At 60.9% G+C, this 17,325-nt stretch carries 13 protein-coding genes; 8 read left to right on the top strand and 5 right to left on the bottom strand.

The genetic code is table 11. The annotated features are described in order from the left end of the window. Window positions 1-756 precede the first annotated feature (756 nt). Window positions 757-2,040: an MFS transporter gene (locus tag V5738_RS17170; RefSeq protein WP_423822034.1), complete on the bottom strand. Its 1,284-nt coding sequence runs from the start codon at window positions 2,038-2,040 to the stop codon at window positions 757-759. A 165-nt stretch (window positions 2,041-2,205) separates the two neighbouring features. Between V5738_RS17170 and V5738_RS17175 the strand changes: the two genes are divergently transcribed. The 3 genes from V5738_RS17175 to V5738_RS17185 are packed head-to-tail and all read left to right on the top strand — an operon-like array spanning window position 2,206 to window position 5,047. Further along, complete coding sequence (locus tag V5738_RS17175; protein WP_423822036.1) at window positions 2,206-2,949, top strand: (Fe-S)-binding protein; 744 nt, start codon at window positions 2,206-2,208, stop codon at window positions 2,947-2,949. Beyond that, window positions 2,946-4,439, top strand: a complete 1,494-nt coding sequence (locus V5738_RS17180; protein WP_423822037.1) for a lactate utilization protein B — start codon at window positions 2,946-2,948, stop codon at window positions 4,437-4,439. The genes V5738_RS17175 and V5738_RS17180 overlap by 4 nt, the downstream gene beginning before the upstream one ends. After that, a complete protein-coding gene (locus tag V5738_RS17185) occupies window positions 4,436-5,047 on the top strand; it encodes a LutC/YkgG family protein (protein ID WP_423822038.1) in 612 nt (203 codons plus the stop codon). The genes V5738_RS17180 and V5738_RS17185 overlap by 4 nt, the downstream gene beginning before the upstream one ends. A gap of 39 nt (window positions 5,048-5,086) precedes the next feature. Here V5738_RS17185 and V5738_RS17190 read toward each other — a convergent pair whose 3' ends face one another. The 3 genes from V5738_RS17190 to V5738_RS17200 are packed head-to-tail and all read right to left on the bottom strand — an operon-like array spanning window position 5,087 to window position 9,198. Then, window positions 5,087-7,120, bottom strand: coding sequence for an ArnT family glycosyltransferase (locus tag V5738_RS17190; RefSeq protein WP_423822039.1), 2,034 nt, complete (start codon window positions 7,118-7,120; stop codon window positions 5,087-5,089). A 36-nt stretch (window positions 7,121-7,156) separates the two neighbouring features. Continuing rightward, window positions 7,157-8,203, bottom strand: a complete 1,047-nt coding sequence (locus V5738_RS17195) for a glycosyltransferase (RefSeq protein ID WP_423822040.1) — start codon at window positions 8,201-8,203, stop codon at window positions 7,157-7,159. Window positions 8,204-8,208: 5 nt separating this feature from the next. Then, window positions 8,209-9,198 carry a glycosyltransferase family 2 protein gene (locus V5738_RS17200; protein WP_423822041.1) on the bottom strand — a complete coding sequence of 330 codons (990 nt, stop codon included), beginning with the start codon at window positions 9,196-9,198 and terminating at the stop codon, window positions 8,209-8,211. A gap of 817 nt (window positions 9,199-10,015) precedes the next feature. Here V5738_RS17200 and V5738_RS17205 point away from each other — a divergent pair. Beyond that, window positions 10,016-11,641, top strand: coding sequence for a nucleoside hydrolase-like domain-containing protein (locus V5738_RS17205; protein ID WP_423822042.1), 1,626 nt, complete (start codon window positions 10,016-10,018; stop codon window positions 11,639-11,641). Here V5738_RS17205 and V5738_RS17210 read toward each other — a convergent pair. Further along, window positions 11,583-12,794, bottom strand: coding sequence for an FAD-dependent oxidoreductase (locus V5738_RS17210; RefSeq protein WP_423822043.1), 1,212 nt, complete (start codon window positions 12,792-12,794; stop codon window positions 11,583-11,585). The genes V5738_RS17205 and V5738_RS17210 overlap by 59 nt on opposite strands. 323 nt (window positions 12,795-13,117) lie before the next feature. On the opposite strand from V5738_RS17210, the gene V5738_RS17215 reads away from it, so the two are divergent. From V5738_RS17215 to V5738_RS17230, 4 genes are all read left to right on the top strand, one after another. Beyond that, window positions 13,118-13,906: a hypothetical protein gene (locus tag V5738_RS17215; protein ID WP_423822045.1), complete on the top strand. Its 789-nt coding sequence runs from the start codon at window positions 13,118-13,120 to the stop codon at window positions 13,904-13,906. 285 nt (window positions 13,907-14,191) lie between these two features. Next, on the top strand, window positions 14,192-14,320 hold the full coding sequence (locus tag V5738_RS17220) for a hypothetical protein (protein WP_423822046.1): 129 nt from the start codon (window positions 14,192-14,194) through the stop codon (window positions 14,318-14,320). A gap of 1,413 nt (window positions 14,321-15,733) precedes the next feature. Then, window positions 15,734-16,267 (top strand): acyltransferase, encoded by a 534-nt coding sequence (locus tag V5738_RS17225; RefSeq protein WP_423822047.1) that lies wholly within the window; start codon window positions 15,734-15,736, stop codon window positions 16,265-16,267. Next, complete coding sequence (locus V5738_RS17230; RefSeq protein ID WP_423822049.1) at window positions 16,264-17,298, top strand: lysylphosphatidylglycerol synthase transmembrane domain-containing protein; 1,035 nt, start codon at window positions 16,264-16,266, stop codon at window positions 17,296-17,298. The genes V5738_RS17225 and V5738_RS17230 overlap by 4 nt, the downstream gene beginning before the upstream one ends. The last annotated feature ends 27 nt before the right edge of the window (window positions 17,299-17,325 follow it).

The raw sequence follows: 17,325 nt of genomic DNA on the forward strand, positions 1-17,325 counted from the left end.
TTACCCACGAGATCGTTTAAAACTCGGTTTCGCACTGCTGTGCGAGCCCCTTCTTTTGCTTGCCCAAAAGAAGGAGCCAAGAAAAAGGCACCCGAACACGGCGCCGGCTAACGCCGGTGCACTCCGATGCTCGCGGCGACGGGATGCAGCCAGAACTCGGGCCGCTTTGGCGGCCCTCAGACAGCTGGCCGCACCGGCGCTGTGCGCCGGAGACCCGTCGCCGCGTCACAGGACGGAATACAGATCGACCGCCCGCTGCCGCGTGGCGAGCCTGCGCTGTATTAAGCCCCTTGGGCGCAGCGCCGAGCAGCGGAGGCCGCAAGCGATAAAGACGGCCGGATGTCTGAGTCGTGCGTAGCACGGCGAATTTCCGGCCGTCCGCTTGCGGCCGCAGCCGCGCAGGGCACCGATGCGACAGCATCGGCGCTAGACAGGGTGCCTTTTGTTTGGGCTACTTTTACTTTGGGCGAGCAAATAAAAGTGGCTCGCGCATCAGTGCGAAACAGCCCGGTATGGCGGGCTCGTGGGCTGTTCAAAGCACTGCTAACCGGGTTCGGGTTCTGGAATATCAATCCAGCCACGATTCGATTCAGCCCAAGATTTCGCACTATAAAAAGCGCAACCACCATCAGATGCAAATTTTTAATTTGCCCCGAGCGATACGGATATTCCGGCTGGCCGGTCATAACGCCTCAACCAATCCGTCCTAGCTCGTAACCTATCGACAAGACAGACAACGCAGACACCATCACCTGTCTATTCGCGATTGATCGCCAAGCCCGGCGCGCGCCGGGCTAGCACCATTGAACCGAGCATCGAAATCGCCATCACCGCCGACAACAGCGCAGCGACCGCCCAAATCGCGCCACCCGCGACCGCAGTCGTGGCCACGGCCAAGGACGGTATCAGGCCACCGAGCATGCCAGCCACGTTATACGACACAGCTACCGCCGAATAGCGGGTTTCGATAGCAAAAGCATTGGCCATCATGGCACCGAGCGGACCGTAGGGAATGCCGATCAGGCCAATGGCCAGGCCCATGCCGAGCACCACTGCGAGCGGCTGGCCGGTACCGACCCAAAACATCAACGGCCAGGCAGCGATCGCCGCGATCGCCGATCCGATCGCGACCGTGACACCAGGCCCAACCCGATCGCCGGCCAAAGCCCCCAGATAAATCCCGCCACCCTCGAGCAGCGCGCCCAGAACGGTCCCGGCCAGTAGCACTTCGCGATCGACCGCCAACACCCGCGTACCGTAGTGCATCATGTAAGTCGTCAGCAGATAGAAGGCCCCACTGGCCAACAGACAGGCCGCGACCGCAGCCAGCATCCAGTGCCCGCTGGTTCGCAATGCCGCCAGCAGCGGCAGCGCGCGCGACTGGCCAGCGCCTCGCGCACGCTGAAATTCCGGAGACTCGGTAACCTGCAGCCGCAGCACCAGCGCTACGATCGTCATCGGCAGCGCCAGTAGAAACGGCACCCGCCAACCCCAGCTGATGAACGCGGCATCCGGTAGTAATGCCACTAGAGCCACCACGCCCGAGGACAGCAGTGTCCCGATCGGCGAACCGAACTGCGGCATCGCGCCGAAGAAGCTACGCGAGTGGCCCGGTGCATGCTCGACGCTCATCAACACCGCCCCCGACCATTCGCCGCCGACCGACAGCCCTTCCAGCAGGCGCAGGCCAACCAGCAGAATCGGCGCCCATACGCCGATCGCATCGTAGGTCGGCAGCAAGCCGATCGCCCCCGAACTCAGGCCGATCAAAGTGACCGTAGCGATCAGCGTCGTGCGCCGGCCGACCCGGTCGCCGAGATGGCCGAACAGCACCGCCCCAGCCGGCCGCGCGATAAAGCCGACGGCAAAGCTCGCCAACGCAGCTGCCGCGCCGGCGGTGGGCGACAACTCGGGAAAGAACAGACGATCAAAAACCAGCGCAGCGACGATGCCGTAGACGAAATAGTCGTACCATTCGATGGCTGTACCCAGCATCGCGGTCACCGCCACGCGGCGCACCTCGGCGGTCGTTTCGGACATGGTCTCGATCCTTATTTTCCAGCCATGGCAGTCGTGCAATACGCCTGCCATGAGGGCATCGGTATCAGCCTGATCGCAAATCGCATTACCCCCGCCCCTTCGTGTTGTTGCCGAATATGTCAGACGCGCTAGTCTGGACGTCTTCGACATCCGACAAGGTCGCCCATGCGCATCGGTCTGTTCGTGCCCTGCTTCATCGACGCTTTTTATCCGCAGGTCGGTATCGCCACGCTGGAATTGCTCGAACGCTTCGGCTGTAACGTCGACTATCCGTTCGATCAGACCTGCTGCGGCCAGCCGATGGTCAACTCCGGCTGCCACGCCGAGGCCGCAGCCACCGAGCAACTGTTCGTGGACAACTTTGCGGACTACGACCTCATCGTGGCCCCCTCGGGCTCCTGTGTGCACCAGATCCGCGACAGCCTGACTGCGATCGAGCAGACCCCGGCGGTCACGCATGTGCGCGACAACACCTACGAGCTGGTCGAGTATCTGCACGATGTACTCGAGGTCGAAGCCTTTCCCTGGGCGAAGTTTCCCCATCGGGTCGGCTACCACGATTCCTGCAACACCCTGCGCAACCTGGGCCACGGCAAGCCGAGCGAACTGCGCGGGCCGGATTTTTCCAAACCCCGGGCGCTGCTGCAAAAGGTCGACGGCATCGAACTGGTCGCCCCGGCCCGGCCGGACGAATGCTGCGGCTTCGGCGGCACGTTCTCGGTCACCGAGCCGGAAGTCTCGGGCCGCATGGGCCGCGACAAGATTGCCGACCATGGCCGGGCCGGCGCTGAATACATCGTCTCGGCCGATACCTCTTGTTTGATGCACCAGCAGGGCTGCGCCAAACGTATCGGCGCCGATATTCAATTCAAGCACATCGCCGAAGTGCTCAACGGGAGTGCAGCATGACCACGCCCGATCCGGATCAGACCCACAATTCGCATGCGGCCGTTCGCGAGGCCCAACCGAAACCGACCAAGGCCGGCCCGGGCCAGCGCGTGAACCACGCCAATGCGGCCCGTGAATTTCTGCAGTCGCCCGTCCACGCCGAATCGCACGACGAGCGCGTCTGGGCGATGCGCCAGCGCCGCGATACCGCCGCCGAAACGATCCCCGAGTGGGAGGCGCTGCGCGATCTGGCCAGCCAGATCAAGACCCATACGCTGAGCCATCTCGACGAGTATCTGGAACAGTTCGCCGACAATGCTGCCGAAAACGGCGTGCATGTGCACTGGGCGGGCGACGCCGCCGATCATAACCGCATTGTGCACGAGATCTTTCAGCGCCACGGCGTCAAAAAGGTCATCAAGTCCAAATCCATGCTCATGGAGGAATGCGGCTTTCGGCACTATATGGACAGCGTGGGCATCGACATCGTCGAAACCGACCTCGGCGAGCGTATCCAGCAGCTCGACAACGAAGACCCGAGCCACGTAGTCGTACCGGCCGTTCACAAGATGCGCTCGGACGTATCGCAGGTGTTTTCCAAGACCATCGGTTCGGACGCCGACAACGACGATGCCCACTACCTCACCGAACAGCAGCGCCAGGCCACCCGACCGCTGATCCTAGACGCGGATGCCGGCATGACCGGCGCGAATTTCGCGGTTGCCGAGACCGGCGGCTTCGTGGTCTGTACCAACGAAGGCAATGCGGATCTGTCGGCCAACGTGCCCAATCTGCATGTGGCCTCGATCGGTATCGAGAAGATCGTGCCGAAGCTGTCGGACATGGGCGTATTCATCCGGCTGCTTTCCAGGTCGGCGCTTGGCTCGCCGATCACCCAGTACACCTCGCATTTCCGCAAACCCAAGGACGGCGGCGAGATGCATATCGTGCTGGTCGACAACGGCCGCTCCGAGCGCCTGGGCAGCGAACGCTTCTGGTCGTCACTGAAATGCATCCGCTGCGGCGCCTGCATGAACACCTGCCCGGTGTTTCGCCGCTCCGGCGGGCTGAGCTACGGCGCGACCTATACCGGCCCGCTCGGGCTGATCCTCGATCCGTCGATCGATGCCTATCGCTATTCCAACCTGCCGTTCGCCAGCACCTTGAACGGCAGCTGCACCAATGTCTGCCCGGTCAAGATCAATATCCACGAACAGATCTTCGAATGGCGCAAGGTGCTGGCCGAAGACGACATGCTGCCCTGGACCAAGAAATCCGGCCTGAACGCGGCCGGGCATATATTGTCCTCGCCCAAGGCTTATCGCGCCGCGATCAAGTCGGCCCATTCCGCGCTCAAGCACCTGCCCGACTGGGCGCTGTACAACAAGCTCAACGCCTGGGGCCAGGAGCGGGACTTTCCAGACGTGCCCGAACAAGGCAGCTTCCACGACTGGTACCGCCGCCATCGTATGGCCGGCAGCGCTACCGCCGCGACCGGAGACGACGAATGAGAGGCCGCAACGAAATCCTGGCCGATATTCGGGCCAACAAGCCGACCTTCTCAGCCCCGGCGCCGAACGTGCCGAACTACGATGAGAGCTATCCAAAAGACAACGCCGGCCTGAAGGCGCGCTTCATCGAGGTGCTGGAAAAGATGGGCGGCGTCTGGGCCGAACCCGAGGCCCAGGAGCCATCCGCCGATACCATGCGCCGTGCCCTGGCCGACAAGCTCACAGCCAACAGCATCATCGCCTCGAACGTCGCTGCCATACCGGGCAACCGCCGGCTGCGTGCCCATGACACCCCGGCGTCCCTGCACGATGTCGACGTGGCCGTGCTACGGGCCCGCTTCGGCGTCGCCGAAACCGGCAGCGTCTGCTTCACCGAGGCCGAACTCACCGTCAACGCGGTCGCCTATCTGGCCCAACATCTGGTGGTTCTGCTCGACCCGGCCACCATCGAGACCAATCTGCATCGCGCCTATCAGCGCGACGACTATCGCAACGCCCGCTATACCGTGTTCCATACCGGACCCTCGGCCACGGCGGATATCGAGGGCGTGCTGGTACGCGGCGCCCAGGGCGTGCGATCGCTGACCATCATTCCGGCGCGCGGCTGAGCGATTTGGCGCCAGCCGGTTTCAAGCCGCGACGCCGTTTTATTCAGGGTTGGCGCTGCGATAGCTGGCCCTGCGGCAGTGCCCCCGCGATACGCCATCGATCTTGAACACCGTGATCCGATCGGCCAGACCGCTATACAGCCGATTCACGGCATATTTCTCGCGTAGCGCATCGATCACGAATCCATCCCGCGGGGTTCGAATGATCAGCCAAACCGCGCCTGGGGCCTGATCGATGACCCGGAACAGATCGTCGCTGCGATACAGCAGACGGCTGCCCGTCCAGCGCTCTCGCTGGCCGCGATCGCAGGACACCGAGGCAAACTCGAGCTCGCGGTAATTGCGGTACACATAGTCGGTCCGAGCCAGGTAGTAATCGATCGGCAGCCGCGTGATGATGACGACATCCTCGGGCTTGGTGCGCAAATTCACGTAAGCCGCCGCCGTACGGTAGTCGTAGCGCGGGTAGTAGTGCAGAGCGAGCTGCGGCTCGTAGGCCAGCCGATAGTTCTGCTCGACACTATCGATGTGCCGTAAATGCGCCCAGCCGAAGTCTTCGGTCAGCCCCATGATCGCGACTACCGCGACGCCCATGGTCAAGCCTTGCTGCCAGTAGCTACGCCAACGACGTACGAACATCTCGTGGATCGCCGTCAGCGCGAGTAGATAAAACACCGGCAGCAGGAAGAAGGTATAACGGGTCTTGGTGTATTTGGTCTCGACCACGCCGACCATGGCCACCATGATCAAGCAGGCCACAATGGCCACACGAATACTCACCGAGCGGCGCTCATCGGTCGTGATGATCGCCCAGAGTCCAGCCAGCGCAGCCAACGCGCCAAGCAGGCCCGTCAGCACCGGGATCGTACCCAGCCACTGAAAGAGCATCGAATCGAAGATATTCGGATACTTGAACAACCCCACCAGAACCTTGCTGAGTTCGCTGCCGAGCCCGGAGCCCGGCCTGAAGCCAGGAATCAGCCGATACCATTCGGTGGTCATCGAGACATAGGCCAGCCAGAACACAAAGCAGGCCGCGACCAACAACAGGCCGAGGCGCGCGGTTCGACGCTCGAAGTGGCGAATATCGATCCATCGGGTCAGCAACGCCAGCACCAGCGCGATCAGCACGCAGCCAAATAGGTTGCCCAGCGCCAGAGCGATCAGCACCGCCCAGGCAAATCGCTCACGCGCGTCTCCCGGCGCGCCCCACAACCGCACCAGCGCCCAGATCGCAAACATGACGACCGCCAGGGCGCCGAACAGCCAGAGCGGATGGCCCAGCAGCGTCGGCGCCAATAGCGGCGGCAACAAGAACGGCGAACCACCGGTAGTGATCGTGACGTCGCTGGGAAACGGCGGCGGCCCGCCGAGAAAACGAAAATTGACCGCGCTATAGAGATAGCCCAGCACCAGCAAGCCGGCGCTGACGAGCAGCGGCGCAATAGCCGGCCTGCGCCCCATCAGGCCAGGCACGAAGTTGACCAGCAACAAAAACAGCCCGCCTTCCCAGGTCACAACCCCGATACCGGAGAGCACCCACATGCCGATATAGTCCAGACGCCGGCCGGTGGTTACCGCGCGCTCCAAAGCCAGTAAATACCAGACGAAAACAGCCTGGAACGGCATGTACATGCGGGCAAAGCGCGCGAACTCGATCTCCCAGAGCGACAGGCTCAGCAGCGCCACTGCCATACAGGCTACGGCAAGCCCGGACATACGCTTGCCCAAGAAATAGACCGCCGGCAACACCGCGAAACTACAGGCCACCGTGACCAGACGTCCGGACAACTCGGCCGACAGGCCGGCCGCATAGAGTGGCGCGATCAGATACTGGAGGGTTAACCCGCGCAGATAGTAGCCACCACAGCTATAGGCCGGAATGCCGTGTTGGATAATGTTGCCGACCGATTCGAGCACGAAATATTCATCGATCGCCAACGGCCATAGCCCAAGACCCAGGAAGCGCGCATAGGCGCCGACGGCAACAGCCAGCCACATGCCTAAAATCAACGCCCAGCGGAGCCCCCCGACCGGCGCCAGCCAGCCTCCCTCGTCATATCGCGCACGCATGTTGTCGCTCCAGAGGCGATGCCCGCTGACAACAAATCAGTTGATGATCTCTTCAATGGCATACTCCTTGAGCTTGCGAGCATGCGTGAAGATGATCAGTTCGCCGATCAGTCCCAAACCGAAGATCTGGACACCCAGAACCACCAGCAGCGAAGCCAGAAGCAAAGCCGGCCGATCGGATAGCGGCACCCCCATGAACAACCGCTGCACCGCCATCCAAATCAGCGTGATGCTGCCGATGAAAGCGACGCCGGTACCGATCAGGCCAAAAAACCGCAGAGGTTTCTTGGTGAACTTGCTGAGAAAGAACACGGTCAGCAGATCCAACAAACGCCGCAGGTAGACGCCCGGCCGATAGATGCGGCGATAGCTGTCCAGTGGCGACTGGGGAAAGTCGAGTTCCTTGACCCGAAACCCCCAGCGCTGCGCGATCAACGGCAGAAAACGATGCTGATCGCCATACACCGAGACTTCGTTGATCACCCGACGCCGGAAGCCACGCACCCCGCAACCTAAATCGCGGAATTCATACCCCGTAACCAGCTTCTGCATTCGGAAGAACAGCTTAGTCTGGATCCGGTTGAAGCCCGAGTCGGTGCGCGGCCATCGACGCGTAACGACCATATCGTAATTCACGAGATCATCGACGATCTTCTCGACCACGCCCTGTTCCAGCTGATGATAGGCCGGCAGTGTTACCAGCAATGGCCCGTTGGAATTCGCGAAACCGGCGGTGAGCGCTGTCGCTTCGCCAAACGGCCGGGAAAAACGGATCACGCGCAGCGGCTCGCCTTCCCCGATCAGCTGCCGCAATTCAGCCAGGACTTCGGGGAAATCGCCGTCGAGCACGTAAATGATCTCGTAAACGCAGTGCGTATTGTCCAGATCCTGCTTATAGCCTTCGTATACCCGGCGGACATCGTGATAGCGCTCGCTCACCGGGATGATCACCGACAAATCGATATCCATATGCGCCCGCCGGTCGACAAATCGATCTGCGCTTTCGATGGCCTCGACCGAACCATGCGATCCGCCGAGATCGATTCGGATCGGCTTTCTTTCCTGTACCCAACCCTGAGACATTTCGATTAGCTCCTGAGCCTTCGTCTGTCGTGACCCGTCGCCCGCGGCTGTTTAGCCGTGACCAGCGCCAATTCGCTGAGCTTCAGATTTCCCGTTTTGTAAATGATCTCGCCCATGATGCCGCCGAAGAACGCAAAGGCGGCCGCCGAAGCGAACAACAGCCCCATGCCGACGGGCACCATCGAATACGTCGATTCGAAAAAGAACTGGTAGATCGCCAGTGCAAAGGCAAACACGCTGATCGCGATCGCCGGCCAAGCCAGAACGCTGAACCACCACAACGGCCTTTCAGCAAACGAAATCACCGTTTTGACCACGAACAGGTCGATCAACACTTTGTAGGCTCTCAGCAGGCCGTATTTCGACACGCCGAAACGGCGGGCATGATGCCGGACCCGGACTTCGGCCACTCGGGCCCCGGTGAGCGAGGCCATCGCCGGAATGAACCGGTGCATGTCGGAATAAAGCGGCACGCTCTTAATGACCTCGCCCCGGAACGCCTTCAACGAACAGCCGTTGTCTTTGATCGGAATACCAGTCACCCGGCCGATCAGCCAGTTCGCCAAACGCGATGGCAACTTACGGGTGAGCCAGCGATCGCGTCGCTTGAGCCGCCAGCCTACGGCGATGTCGTAGCCGTCTTCGATTTTGTCGATCAGCACGCCGATATCACGGGGATCGTTCTGCAAATCGCCGTCCATGGTGATCAGAATCGCGCCGCATGCCTGCTCAATACCGGCAACCATCGCCGGCGTCTGGCCATAGTTGCCCCGCAGCTTCACAACTCTGAGGCAACAGTCATTAGCCGCCAGTCCCGCTGCATAATCAAATGTTCGATCACGGCTGCCGTCGTCGACGAAAATAATTTCATGCTCGCCCCCGAGTTCGAAAACCGCACTTTTGATCGCCTCGTACAGAAGAACAATACTTTCCTCTTCATTATGCAACGGCACAATGATGGACAGTGCGACTTGACTTTTCAGAGCTTCAGACACTGAACACCCCCTCGACATTTATAATTTATCGAAGATAAAAAAGTGTCAAGCCTATATTTGATCACTTTAGTTAAATTATTTAACTATACGTAAAAATAAAAAGTTATATCCGAACTTTTATTTTATAACCCGAATTAACTTAAATGCCTGACTTTCGCCCTCGGTAGCTCGGTTAAACCAAAGCACTTTGCTCTCAACGGCGCTATAAACTCGGGCGTCGGCCCGCTGATTATGTAGTTATATTATATACATAATTTGCAGTATTTGATATCACAACACTCAACCTGAGGACTCTATAGATCTATTGGCCTAGCGCTTACGAGTGATGCGAAATCCGGTCTGAACGGGCTCTGGCCCACCCTTATTCGCCGGTGAAATACGGCCTCTACCATCCATGAATAGCCCTACGCTGCCGCGGTGGCGCACCGCGTCGTACCTGACGCGTTATCGAGCAGCGATTGGACGAGCCTAGCGAGCGCCCTTGGATTCCTTATCCCGCGAGCCCAAGCCCCGCCGGATATCGCGCCACTGGCGCCTACGAACGCGGCAACCATTTTTCGGCAAGGTGGGTCAAAACCAGCTCGCAATAACGATCAGCAAGAACTCAAATGATCTAAAGGGTGTCTGTTCAAACCTTTATCGTTTGAGCCTTCTGCACGAGGGGCAGCTCTGCGATCGCTGTCCTGCTGCGTTGGGCATAAAACCATTCCGATTTCGATGCCGCCGGGTAGACTGAAATAACGCTTTTGAGCCACTGCCGCCCTGATTCCAATAATCGGCCCGGTCTTTATGCGTTGCGGGCCAGGGAGATCGCTCTATGGTCCGTCGTGAATCCTGGCTTTTCTGTCTTCCAATCCTGCTGGCCGTTTTTATCGGCTATGGCACGATGCATACCGCCAGCGCCTCGAACAACGCGAGTGACACGTCGCCGCCTGCGGTTAAGGCGCCGCGCCCCTCGACGATCCCCAAAGCACGGCTGATCGTATTGACCGATATGACCAGCCTCGAAGCCGGTGTGCGCGAGCCGGACGATGCCCAGTCGATGATCCGGCTGATGCTGTATGCCAACGAGTTCGATATCGAAGGCCTGATCGCCACCTCCGGGCTCGGCCACGGGCAGGTGGCTCGGCCGGAGATTATCCACGCCATCGTGGATGCTTATGGCCAGTGCCATCCCAATTTGATGCAGCACGCTCCGGGCTATCCGAGCGCGGCCCAACTGCGGGATACGATCAAACACGGCCAGCCCCGGGCCGATCGCGACGTCCCCATAAACCAGAGCCTCGGGCACCGCAAAGATACCCAGGCCTCGCAATGGATTATCCAGAGTGTGGACAAACCAGACCCGCGTCCGGTCTGGATCGTGATCTGGGGAGGATCGGCGGATCTGGCGCAGGCGCTCTGGACGGTGCGCGAGACCCGCTCGCCGGCGCAAGTCGCCGAATTCGTATCCAGAATACGGGTCGTGGCGTCCAATGATCAGGATTCGACTGGGCCGTGGATCAAATCGCAGTTTCCGGCGCTGTTCTATATCACCCGCAAACGCGGCGCCCGGGGCATGTACCACGGCGGCGACCGAAGCTTGGTCGGCTCGCCTTGGGTCCAGAAACACATCAAAGGCCACGGCGCACTAGGCCGGATTTATCCTGATTATCGCGGCGGAGACGTATGGTCGAGCCGGCTCGGCCTCGTTCACGGCATCAAGGGCGGTGATTCGGCGACATATATGGGCTTGATTCGCAACGGGCTCAATGTCCGCCGCCTGACTTGGGCCAACTGGGGCGGACGCGTCGAGCAAGATGCCGACAACCCGCAGCACTTTCACGATGCTATTGACCGCATCGCCGGCTACCGGACCGATATCTCGCCGCTGATTGCCTCGGTCTACCGATGGCGACCGGACTTCCAACCCGAATATGCGGCCCGCTTCGACTGGTGCACGACGCCCTACGACCAGGCCAACCATGCCCCGGTGAACCAGCATGGCATTGGCGTCATCCACCGACAAGTACGTTCGGGCGACCTGGTCAGCGTGCATAGCGGCTCCTGGCAAGACCCCGATGGCCACCAGCTGAGCTATCACTGGCAAACGCTACCCCAGGAGCGCAGCTATGCCGGCCCGCTCGAGATCACGCCCACCGCCGAAGGCGCATCAGCCCGTTTTATCGCCCCCGAGGTGCTACACCCTCGGAGCATCCATATGCTGTTGACTGTCAAGGACAACGGCCAGCCGCGTTTGACGGCCTATAAACGCATCCACGTAACGGTCCAGCCGCGTCACAGCGATACCGAGCTACCCGCGATCACCGACCGTAGCGTAGCCGGCTGGCTGGCGAAGTCCAACGCTCACCGCCGCGTCCCCAGGCGCTCTGCCCAACCGCGTATCACCTGGATCGCGCCGGCAGACGACGCACCAGTTTCTCGGCCACCCGCCTCGCAGTAGTGAACTTAACGCCCGAAACGCTAAACAGGCCGGCCGGGCCACCGGCTGCGCCATAATCATGGATAACCTCGTGGTGGGCGGGTTCGACGCCGCCCATACTTTGCGCCGGCAGCAGACCCGGGAATATAGCCACCACGTCCCGACGGCGCGCCTGTAATACAGGCAGTGCAGCGTTTAGCGTCTCGAGGAACGCTGCGACCTCGGCCTCGGGCACCGTCGGCGAGTCGATCGCACCCGGCCAGCGTGCATGCCAGGTTCCGACGAAGCTCTGTCGGCCTTGGGGATAGACGAACAATGTGGGTCGAGTCGCGCCCGGCGGCGACACCGCAACCCCAAGCTCGGCCGGCGGCTCGATATCCAGCAACAGATTGAAGGCCAGCGAGGGCCGAAAAAAATTTGGCGACACCAGCCCGAAGCGCTCGGCCAGCCGATCACTCCAGGGCCCTGCCGCGTTAATCACCACCGGCGCCCGAAACAGCTCGGCCGGCTGCCCACAACGGCCCGCCCATACGCCGATCACGTTGCCCTGCTCGGTCAACAGATCGCGGGCCGCCATCCCTTCCCGTACCGAGCCGCCGGTCGCCTCGACCTGACGGCGAATCCGGGCCATGAGCTGGCCGCTGTCATCTGCGATCGCGTCGTACCAGAGCGCGCCACCCTGAAGCCCCTCAGGCTGCAGACCAGAACACAGCGCCAACGTGGCCGCAGAATCGAGCACCCGGCCACGCGCCAATCGCTGGTCCGGGCCTAGCCCGGCGTTACGGCGCATACCAAGTACGGCATCGGCCATGAATGCTGCCCGAAACATCGCTGGCCGCCGGCTGCCATTGCCGTACAACGGCATTAGGAATCGCATCGGGCGAACCAGATCCGGCGCGAATTGCAAAAACCAACGTCGCTCCGCGATCGACTCCAGAACCCGAGGAAAATCTAGGGATTGCAGATAACGCAGACCGCCGTGCAGGATCCGAAACCAGTTCGCCGACGTCGCTGCGCCGATCGTATCGCGCTCCAGCAGCAGTACACGATACCCGGCCTGCCCGGCCTCCAGAGCAATCATCAAGCCATAGATGCCGCCGCCGATCACGATGGCATCGGCCTCGGTGCGATCGCAGCTAGGCGCGCGCACGGCTACCGTCTCTTCGGGGCTCATCGCGCCGCCCGACGCCGTAGGCGCCCAATAGCCATCCGGCGCCAAACCAGGCCGCCGTTTTTGACATGCCCCATGAACCCGCCCTCGCCATCGCGTTCTTTACGCATTCAGCATAATCTATAACCACAACCGAGGCTCATGGTCCACAACAGGCAACGGAATCTATTTTTCGAGCCCCGGGTTAGGGCAGCAGCGTCTGTCTCATTAGGCCGCAGGCAACAATCGGTTATTCTTGAATTTCAAAGGCTAACCTCCAGCCTGCCCGGCCACTCAGCATCCACCGCCCACCCAACGGGACCGGTGCCCTCAAGGAGGCCGCAGTCATGTTTTTCGTGGACGCGCACGTACATCTACATGGCTGTTTTTCGCCGCAGCGCTTTCTGGATGCAGCGGCAGCCAATTTCGAACAGGCCGCAGCCCACCTTGGCTTACCCCCGCATACACCGGGCATGCTGCTATTCACCCAAACCACGGATCGCGATGCCTTCGGCGGGCTCCGCCCCGGGGCACTCGGGCGCTGGAGATTATCGGCGACGGCCGAATCGATATCGCTCGCAGCCGAGCGCGCCGAGGCGCCGCTATTGATCCTGACCGCCGGCCGCCAGATCGCGACCGCCGAAGGGCTCGAGCTCCTCGCACTCGGTGCCGCAGGCCCGTTCGAAGACGGTCAGCCCATCGATCACACCATCGACGAAGTGCGGCGACGGGGCGGCCTCCCGGTCCTGCCCTGGGGCTTCGGCAAATGGTGGTTTGGTCGCGGCCGAGTCGTACGCCGGATCATCCACGACCGACAGCGATTCCCGCTGCTGTTCCTGGGCGACAATGCTGGCCGCCCGACAATCGCACCGCGGCCATCGCTTTTGACCGAAGGCGAACACCGATGCCGTTCGGTACTGCCCGGCACGGATCCGCTGCCTTTACCCGCCGAAGAGGCCAAGGTCGGCCGGCTGGCCTTCTGTATGCAACACACGCTCGATAAAGAACGTCCATTCGAAGGGCTCAAACAGGCCCTAACCGCTCATCAGATATCGCCGCCCGTCGTCGGGCATCATGAACGCACACTGGATTTTTTACATCGGCAGATCGCATTGCGGCTTTGCCGCTCCCCGTGACTTCCGGGCCATTGCCAACGCGGCCAGCGCGTGTTCTGCGCGCCGAGTACCCGCCCGTCCCGAGCCGAGCCAGCCGCTGGATTTGCACTATCACCGACAATATTTATATCCGTAATAACTAAAAGACATCGAATCCGAACGCCGACGGCGCCTCACACCGGCCCAGCAAGCGTAGGAACTGAACCGTGCATCGCCAGCCAGGGCTCTGGCCATGGCTCGCCGCGCTGTTCGGCCAGTCGCCCCGGCGCTGCTCGGCATCAGTGTCCTGGTCATCGGTATCGTTCTATGGTCGTGTTCTCGACCGTACTTCGGGCTCAGACACGAAAAACCGATGTTCTGGGTAGTTTTCTCAGCGAAGCCCTGGCATTTCTGCATGGTCAGCCGATCGATGCCCGCGATCATTCGCCGTTCTAGCCGATATGCACCATCCTGTTTACGGCGACTGATTAATCACGGCCTAGCTACGATCGCTCGTCTCAACAGCGGTCGTCGTCATCACCCGCTTCTGGCTATATCCAAACAGCGTATCCACGGCTGCCGGCTATGGCGCGATCCTTGCCCTCGGGCGCGAGCCGCCGGTTCATGGATCTTCGTGCCGGCCACAGCCTGGGCGACCTGCTGGCCTCGATTACCCGCATCCAAAGCGGCGGCCGGCAACGCCACCAGCCGATCGATCTGTAATACGGCTAGGAAAAACCACATCTGCGGCCCGAATATCGCTGTCTGTTGACGCCGCAACGAATCCAAGGCTCGGCTGCTGCCGCGCTAATCCCAATGACCCGACCCTGCGGCCAGGCACCCACGGGGGCTTTATCGCTACCGGAGCCATAACGCATCTCAGGCTGCGGGCTTTGACCCTTATCGGCGGTAAGTGCACGAAAGCCGTCTGTCTCGACGCCATTTCTAAGCCGCAGCAACGGCTGCGGCAGCGCTTCGAACGCTCTTATCACATAACCGGGGCGCGACTAGCCTGGCTGAATTCAAGTATCTGCATCAGTACCAGCTCTTAATTCCGAGCTCGACCCCCTGGGCCATCTTCAATCTATAACGCAATACAAAACATAAACTGACCGAACTTACCCAGATAGTCGTCAACGGCCTCGATGCCCTCGAAAGAAGGTCGGCAGGCACTGACCAGGCCGCAACAGCTAAGACATCGGCCGCTCAACACGCGTGATAAACGCGTTGCCCGCGACTGCCGAGCCCAGGCTGGCTAAAACCGTATTCGAACGATCGATCTCCATATCCTGCCCGGTAACCGCTCTAGCTCGACGACCATAAACTCGATTTCATACGGCGCCCTTAGGCGACACGCCCGTGAACGACATTCACAAGGCCACATTAGCGAGGCCATCGGCTGCTGTCCCTCACAATGACACCGACGAACTGGGCACTTCGCGCAATGACTCGCGTGGCCTCGTCTCCACGGCTGACCGATCGAGCGGCCCGATCGGCGGTTCTCGGGCGCTCATGCACTGTCGCACTATCAGGGTTAAGCCTTGATGGTTCTGACGAAGAAAACATCTATAGGCTGCGGAATTCTAATTAATCATGCCGAGAGAAATGCTTAGAATCCGCAGAGCGATCACCGTACAGAACGGCATCGAGAGTTGCCCTACGCTTTCTAGACGCGGTTTGTCGCGGCGGCTAATCTGCTGTTTAGACCGTTGCCATTCATACTGACTGCCGCAACCGAAACATCACGACAACACGCCATAGCCCGGGGGATTCACAGGCGCAATCAATCCAACCGCGAATTTAAAACCTTTGTCTGGTGCACCACACCCTTAAAACCCAATACTGAAAAAAACGGGGAGACGCACGGTCATGCTTGGTTCTATCACTCGGATCTCGCAGCGCTATCTGTTGGCCGGGCCGCTGGCCTCGCTGTATTTCTACTTTCGCGACCGGGCATTGGTTGCCCCGGCGGCTCGGGTACAGGTCTCTCCCCATATCCGTTTCGGCGATAATTGTGTCGTCAAACCCTATGCCGTGATCAAAACGCACACCGGCAATATCACCTTCGGCCGGGATTGTGCAGTGAGCTGTTTCAACCATCTGACCGCGGCCGACCAGGACATCACCCTCGGCAACGGCGTTCGCCTGGGGCCCGGCGTGGTCATTACCGCCAATGGTCGCCGGTTTCGCGACCGCAGCCGACCGATCGCCGACCAGGGCTATAACGATCGCGGTGTAGCCATCGGCGACGACGTCCTGATCGGTGCCAACGCCGTGATCCTGGATGGCTGCACCATCGGCAACGGCGTCGTTGTGGGCGCCGGCTCGGTGGTGACTTCTGACATACCGGACTATGCGATCGTGGCCGGAGTACCAGCCCGACCGATCGGGGCACGCCAGTGAACGCGCGCCCGCCGACCGGCACTATGCCGGCGGGGCCACGGCGACGCTTGAAAAGCGGCCTGAAGTCGGTGCTCAAACTGCTGGTTTCGGCAGGCCTGATCGCTTTCCTGTTCACACAGCTGGATGTCTCATCGGCCCTGCACCGCTGTGTCGAGGCCCAGCCCGGCTTTCTTGCGGCCGCGCTGGCGCTACTGCTTACCCAAGGTTTCATCAGCGCACTCAAGTGGCATGTGATCCTGCAGGCAGATCACTGCCGGCTCCCGTTGCTCAGGCTGTGGAAAACCTATTTGATCGGCATGTTTCTGAGCCTGCTGCTGCCCACCAGTTTTGGCGGCGATATCTATCGGGTCTATGCGATCCGCCATCAGGCCCCGGGGCTGGGCAAGGGCGCCTCCTCGGTATTGTTCGACCGCCTAACCGGGCTCACAGCCCTGGTCACCCTGGCCGTGATCGGCAGCCTCTGCCTGACCGACAGCCGTTTCATCGCCCCCAGCGTGGCGATATATCTAGTGCTGATCACGATCGGGCTATTGCTGACCAGCGACCGTGCCCTGAGCTGGCTGCGGCCGCGTAGCACGGGGCGGCTGCGTTTTCTGGTAGCTCTGCTCGAATCCTTCAATGCTTATCGCCGTGATCGACGCTGCCTGTTACTGGTGGCCGCCATCAGCCTGCTATTTCAAACCAACATCGTCGTCATCAATGCGCTTTACTGCGCAGCCCTGGGCATCGATGTCTCGTTCTGGCAACTGTTGATGGTGGTACCGCTGGTCTATCTCACCGAAGTCCTGCCGATTTCGATCAACGGCCTCGGGGTGCGAGAAAGCGCCTTCGTTTTCTTTTTCCAGAGCATCGGCCAAAGCGCCGAAGCGGGTTTGGCAGTCGCACTGCTGGTGGTGGTGTTCCGCTATGCCTCGGGCCTGATCGGCGGCGGCCTGCTGCTCTGGGACTGGCTGCGCAATGGCCGGGATTTCTCGGCCGCCGAACCGCAAGCCGACCCAGGCCAGGCTTCGAACAGCCCGCCGAGGCCATGACGATGCCGAGCGTACTCGCGGCTTGGG

The organism is Salinisphaera sp. SPP-AMP-43 (assembly GCF_049568105.1).
GTDB lineage: Bacteria > Pseudomonadota > Gammaproteobacteria > Nevskiales > Salinisphaeraceae > Salinisphaera.

Excerpts from the sequence above, each read along its gene's own strand:
- V5738_RS17170 (WP_423822034.1), bottom strand. The coding sequence starts at position 2,040 with ATGTCCGAAACGACCGCCGAGGTGCGCCGCGTGGCGGTGACCGCGATG.
- V5738_RS17175 (WP_423822036.1), top strand. The coding sequence starts at position 2,206 with ATGCGCATCGGTCTGTTCGTGCCCTGCTTCATCGACGCTTTTTATCCG.
- V5738_RS17180 (WP_423822037.1), top strand. The coding sequence starts at position 2,946 with ATGACCACGCCCGATCCGGATCAGACCCACAATTCGCATGCGGCCGTT.
- V5738_RS17185 (WP_423822038.1), top strand. The coding sequence starts at position 4,436 with ATGAGAGGCCGCAACGAAATCCTGGCCGATATTCGGGCCAACAAGCCG.
- V5738_RS17190 (WP_423822039.1), bottom strand. The coding sequence starts at position 7,120 with ATGCGTGCGCGATATGACGAGGGAGGCTGGCTGGCGCCGGTCGGGGGG.
- V5738_RS17195 (WP_423822040.1), bottom strand. The coding sequence starts at position 8,203 with ATGTCTCAGGGTTGGGTACAGGAAAGAAAGCCGATCCGAATCGATCTC.
- V5738_RS17205 (WP_423822042.1), top strand. The coding sequence starts at position 10,016 with ATGGTCCGTCGTGAATCCTGGCTTTTCTGTCTTCCAATCCTGCTGGCC.
- V5738_RS17210 (WP_423822043.1), bottom strand. The coding sequence starts at position 12,794 with ATGAGCCCCGAAGAGACGGTAGCCGTGCGCGCGCCTAGCTGCGATCGC.
- V5738_RS17215 (WP_423822045.1), top strand. The coding sequence starts at position 13,118 with ATGTTTTTCGTGGACGCGCACGTACATCTACATGGCTGTTTTTCGCCG.
- V5738_RS17220 (WP_423822046.1), top strand. The coding sequence starts at position 14,192 with ATGGTCGTGTTCTCGACCGTACTTCGGGCTCAGACACGAAAAACCGAT.
- V5738_RS17225 (WP_423822047.1), top strand. The coding sequence starts at position 15,734 with ATGCTTGGTTCTATCACTCGGATCTCGCAGCGCTATCTGTTGGCCGGG.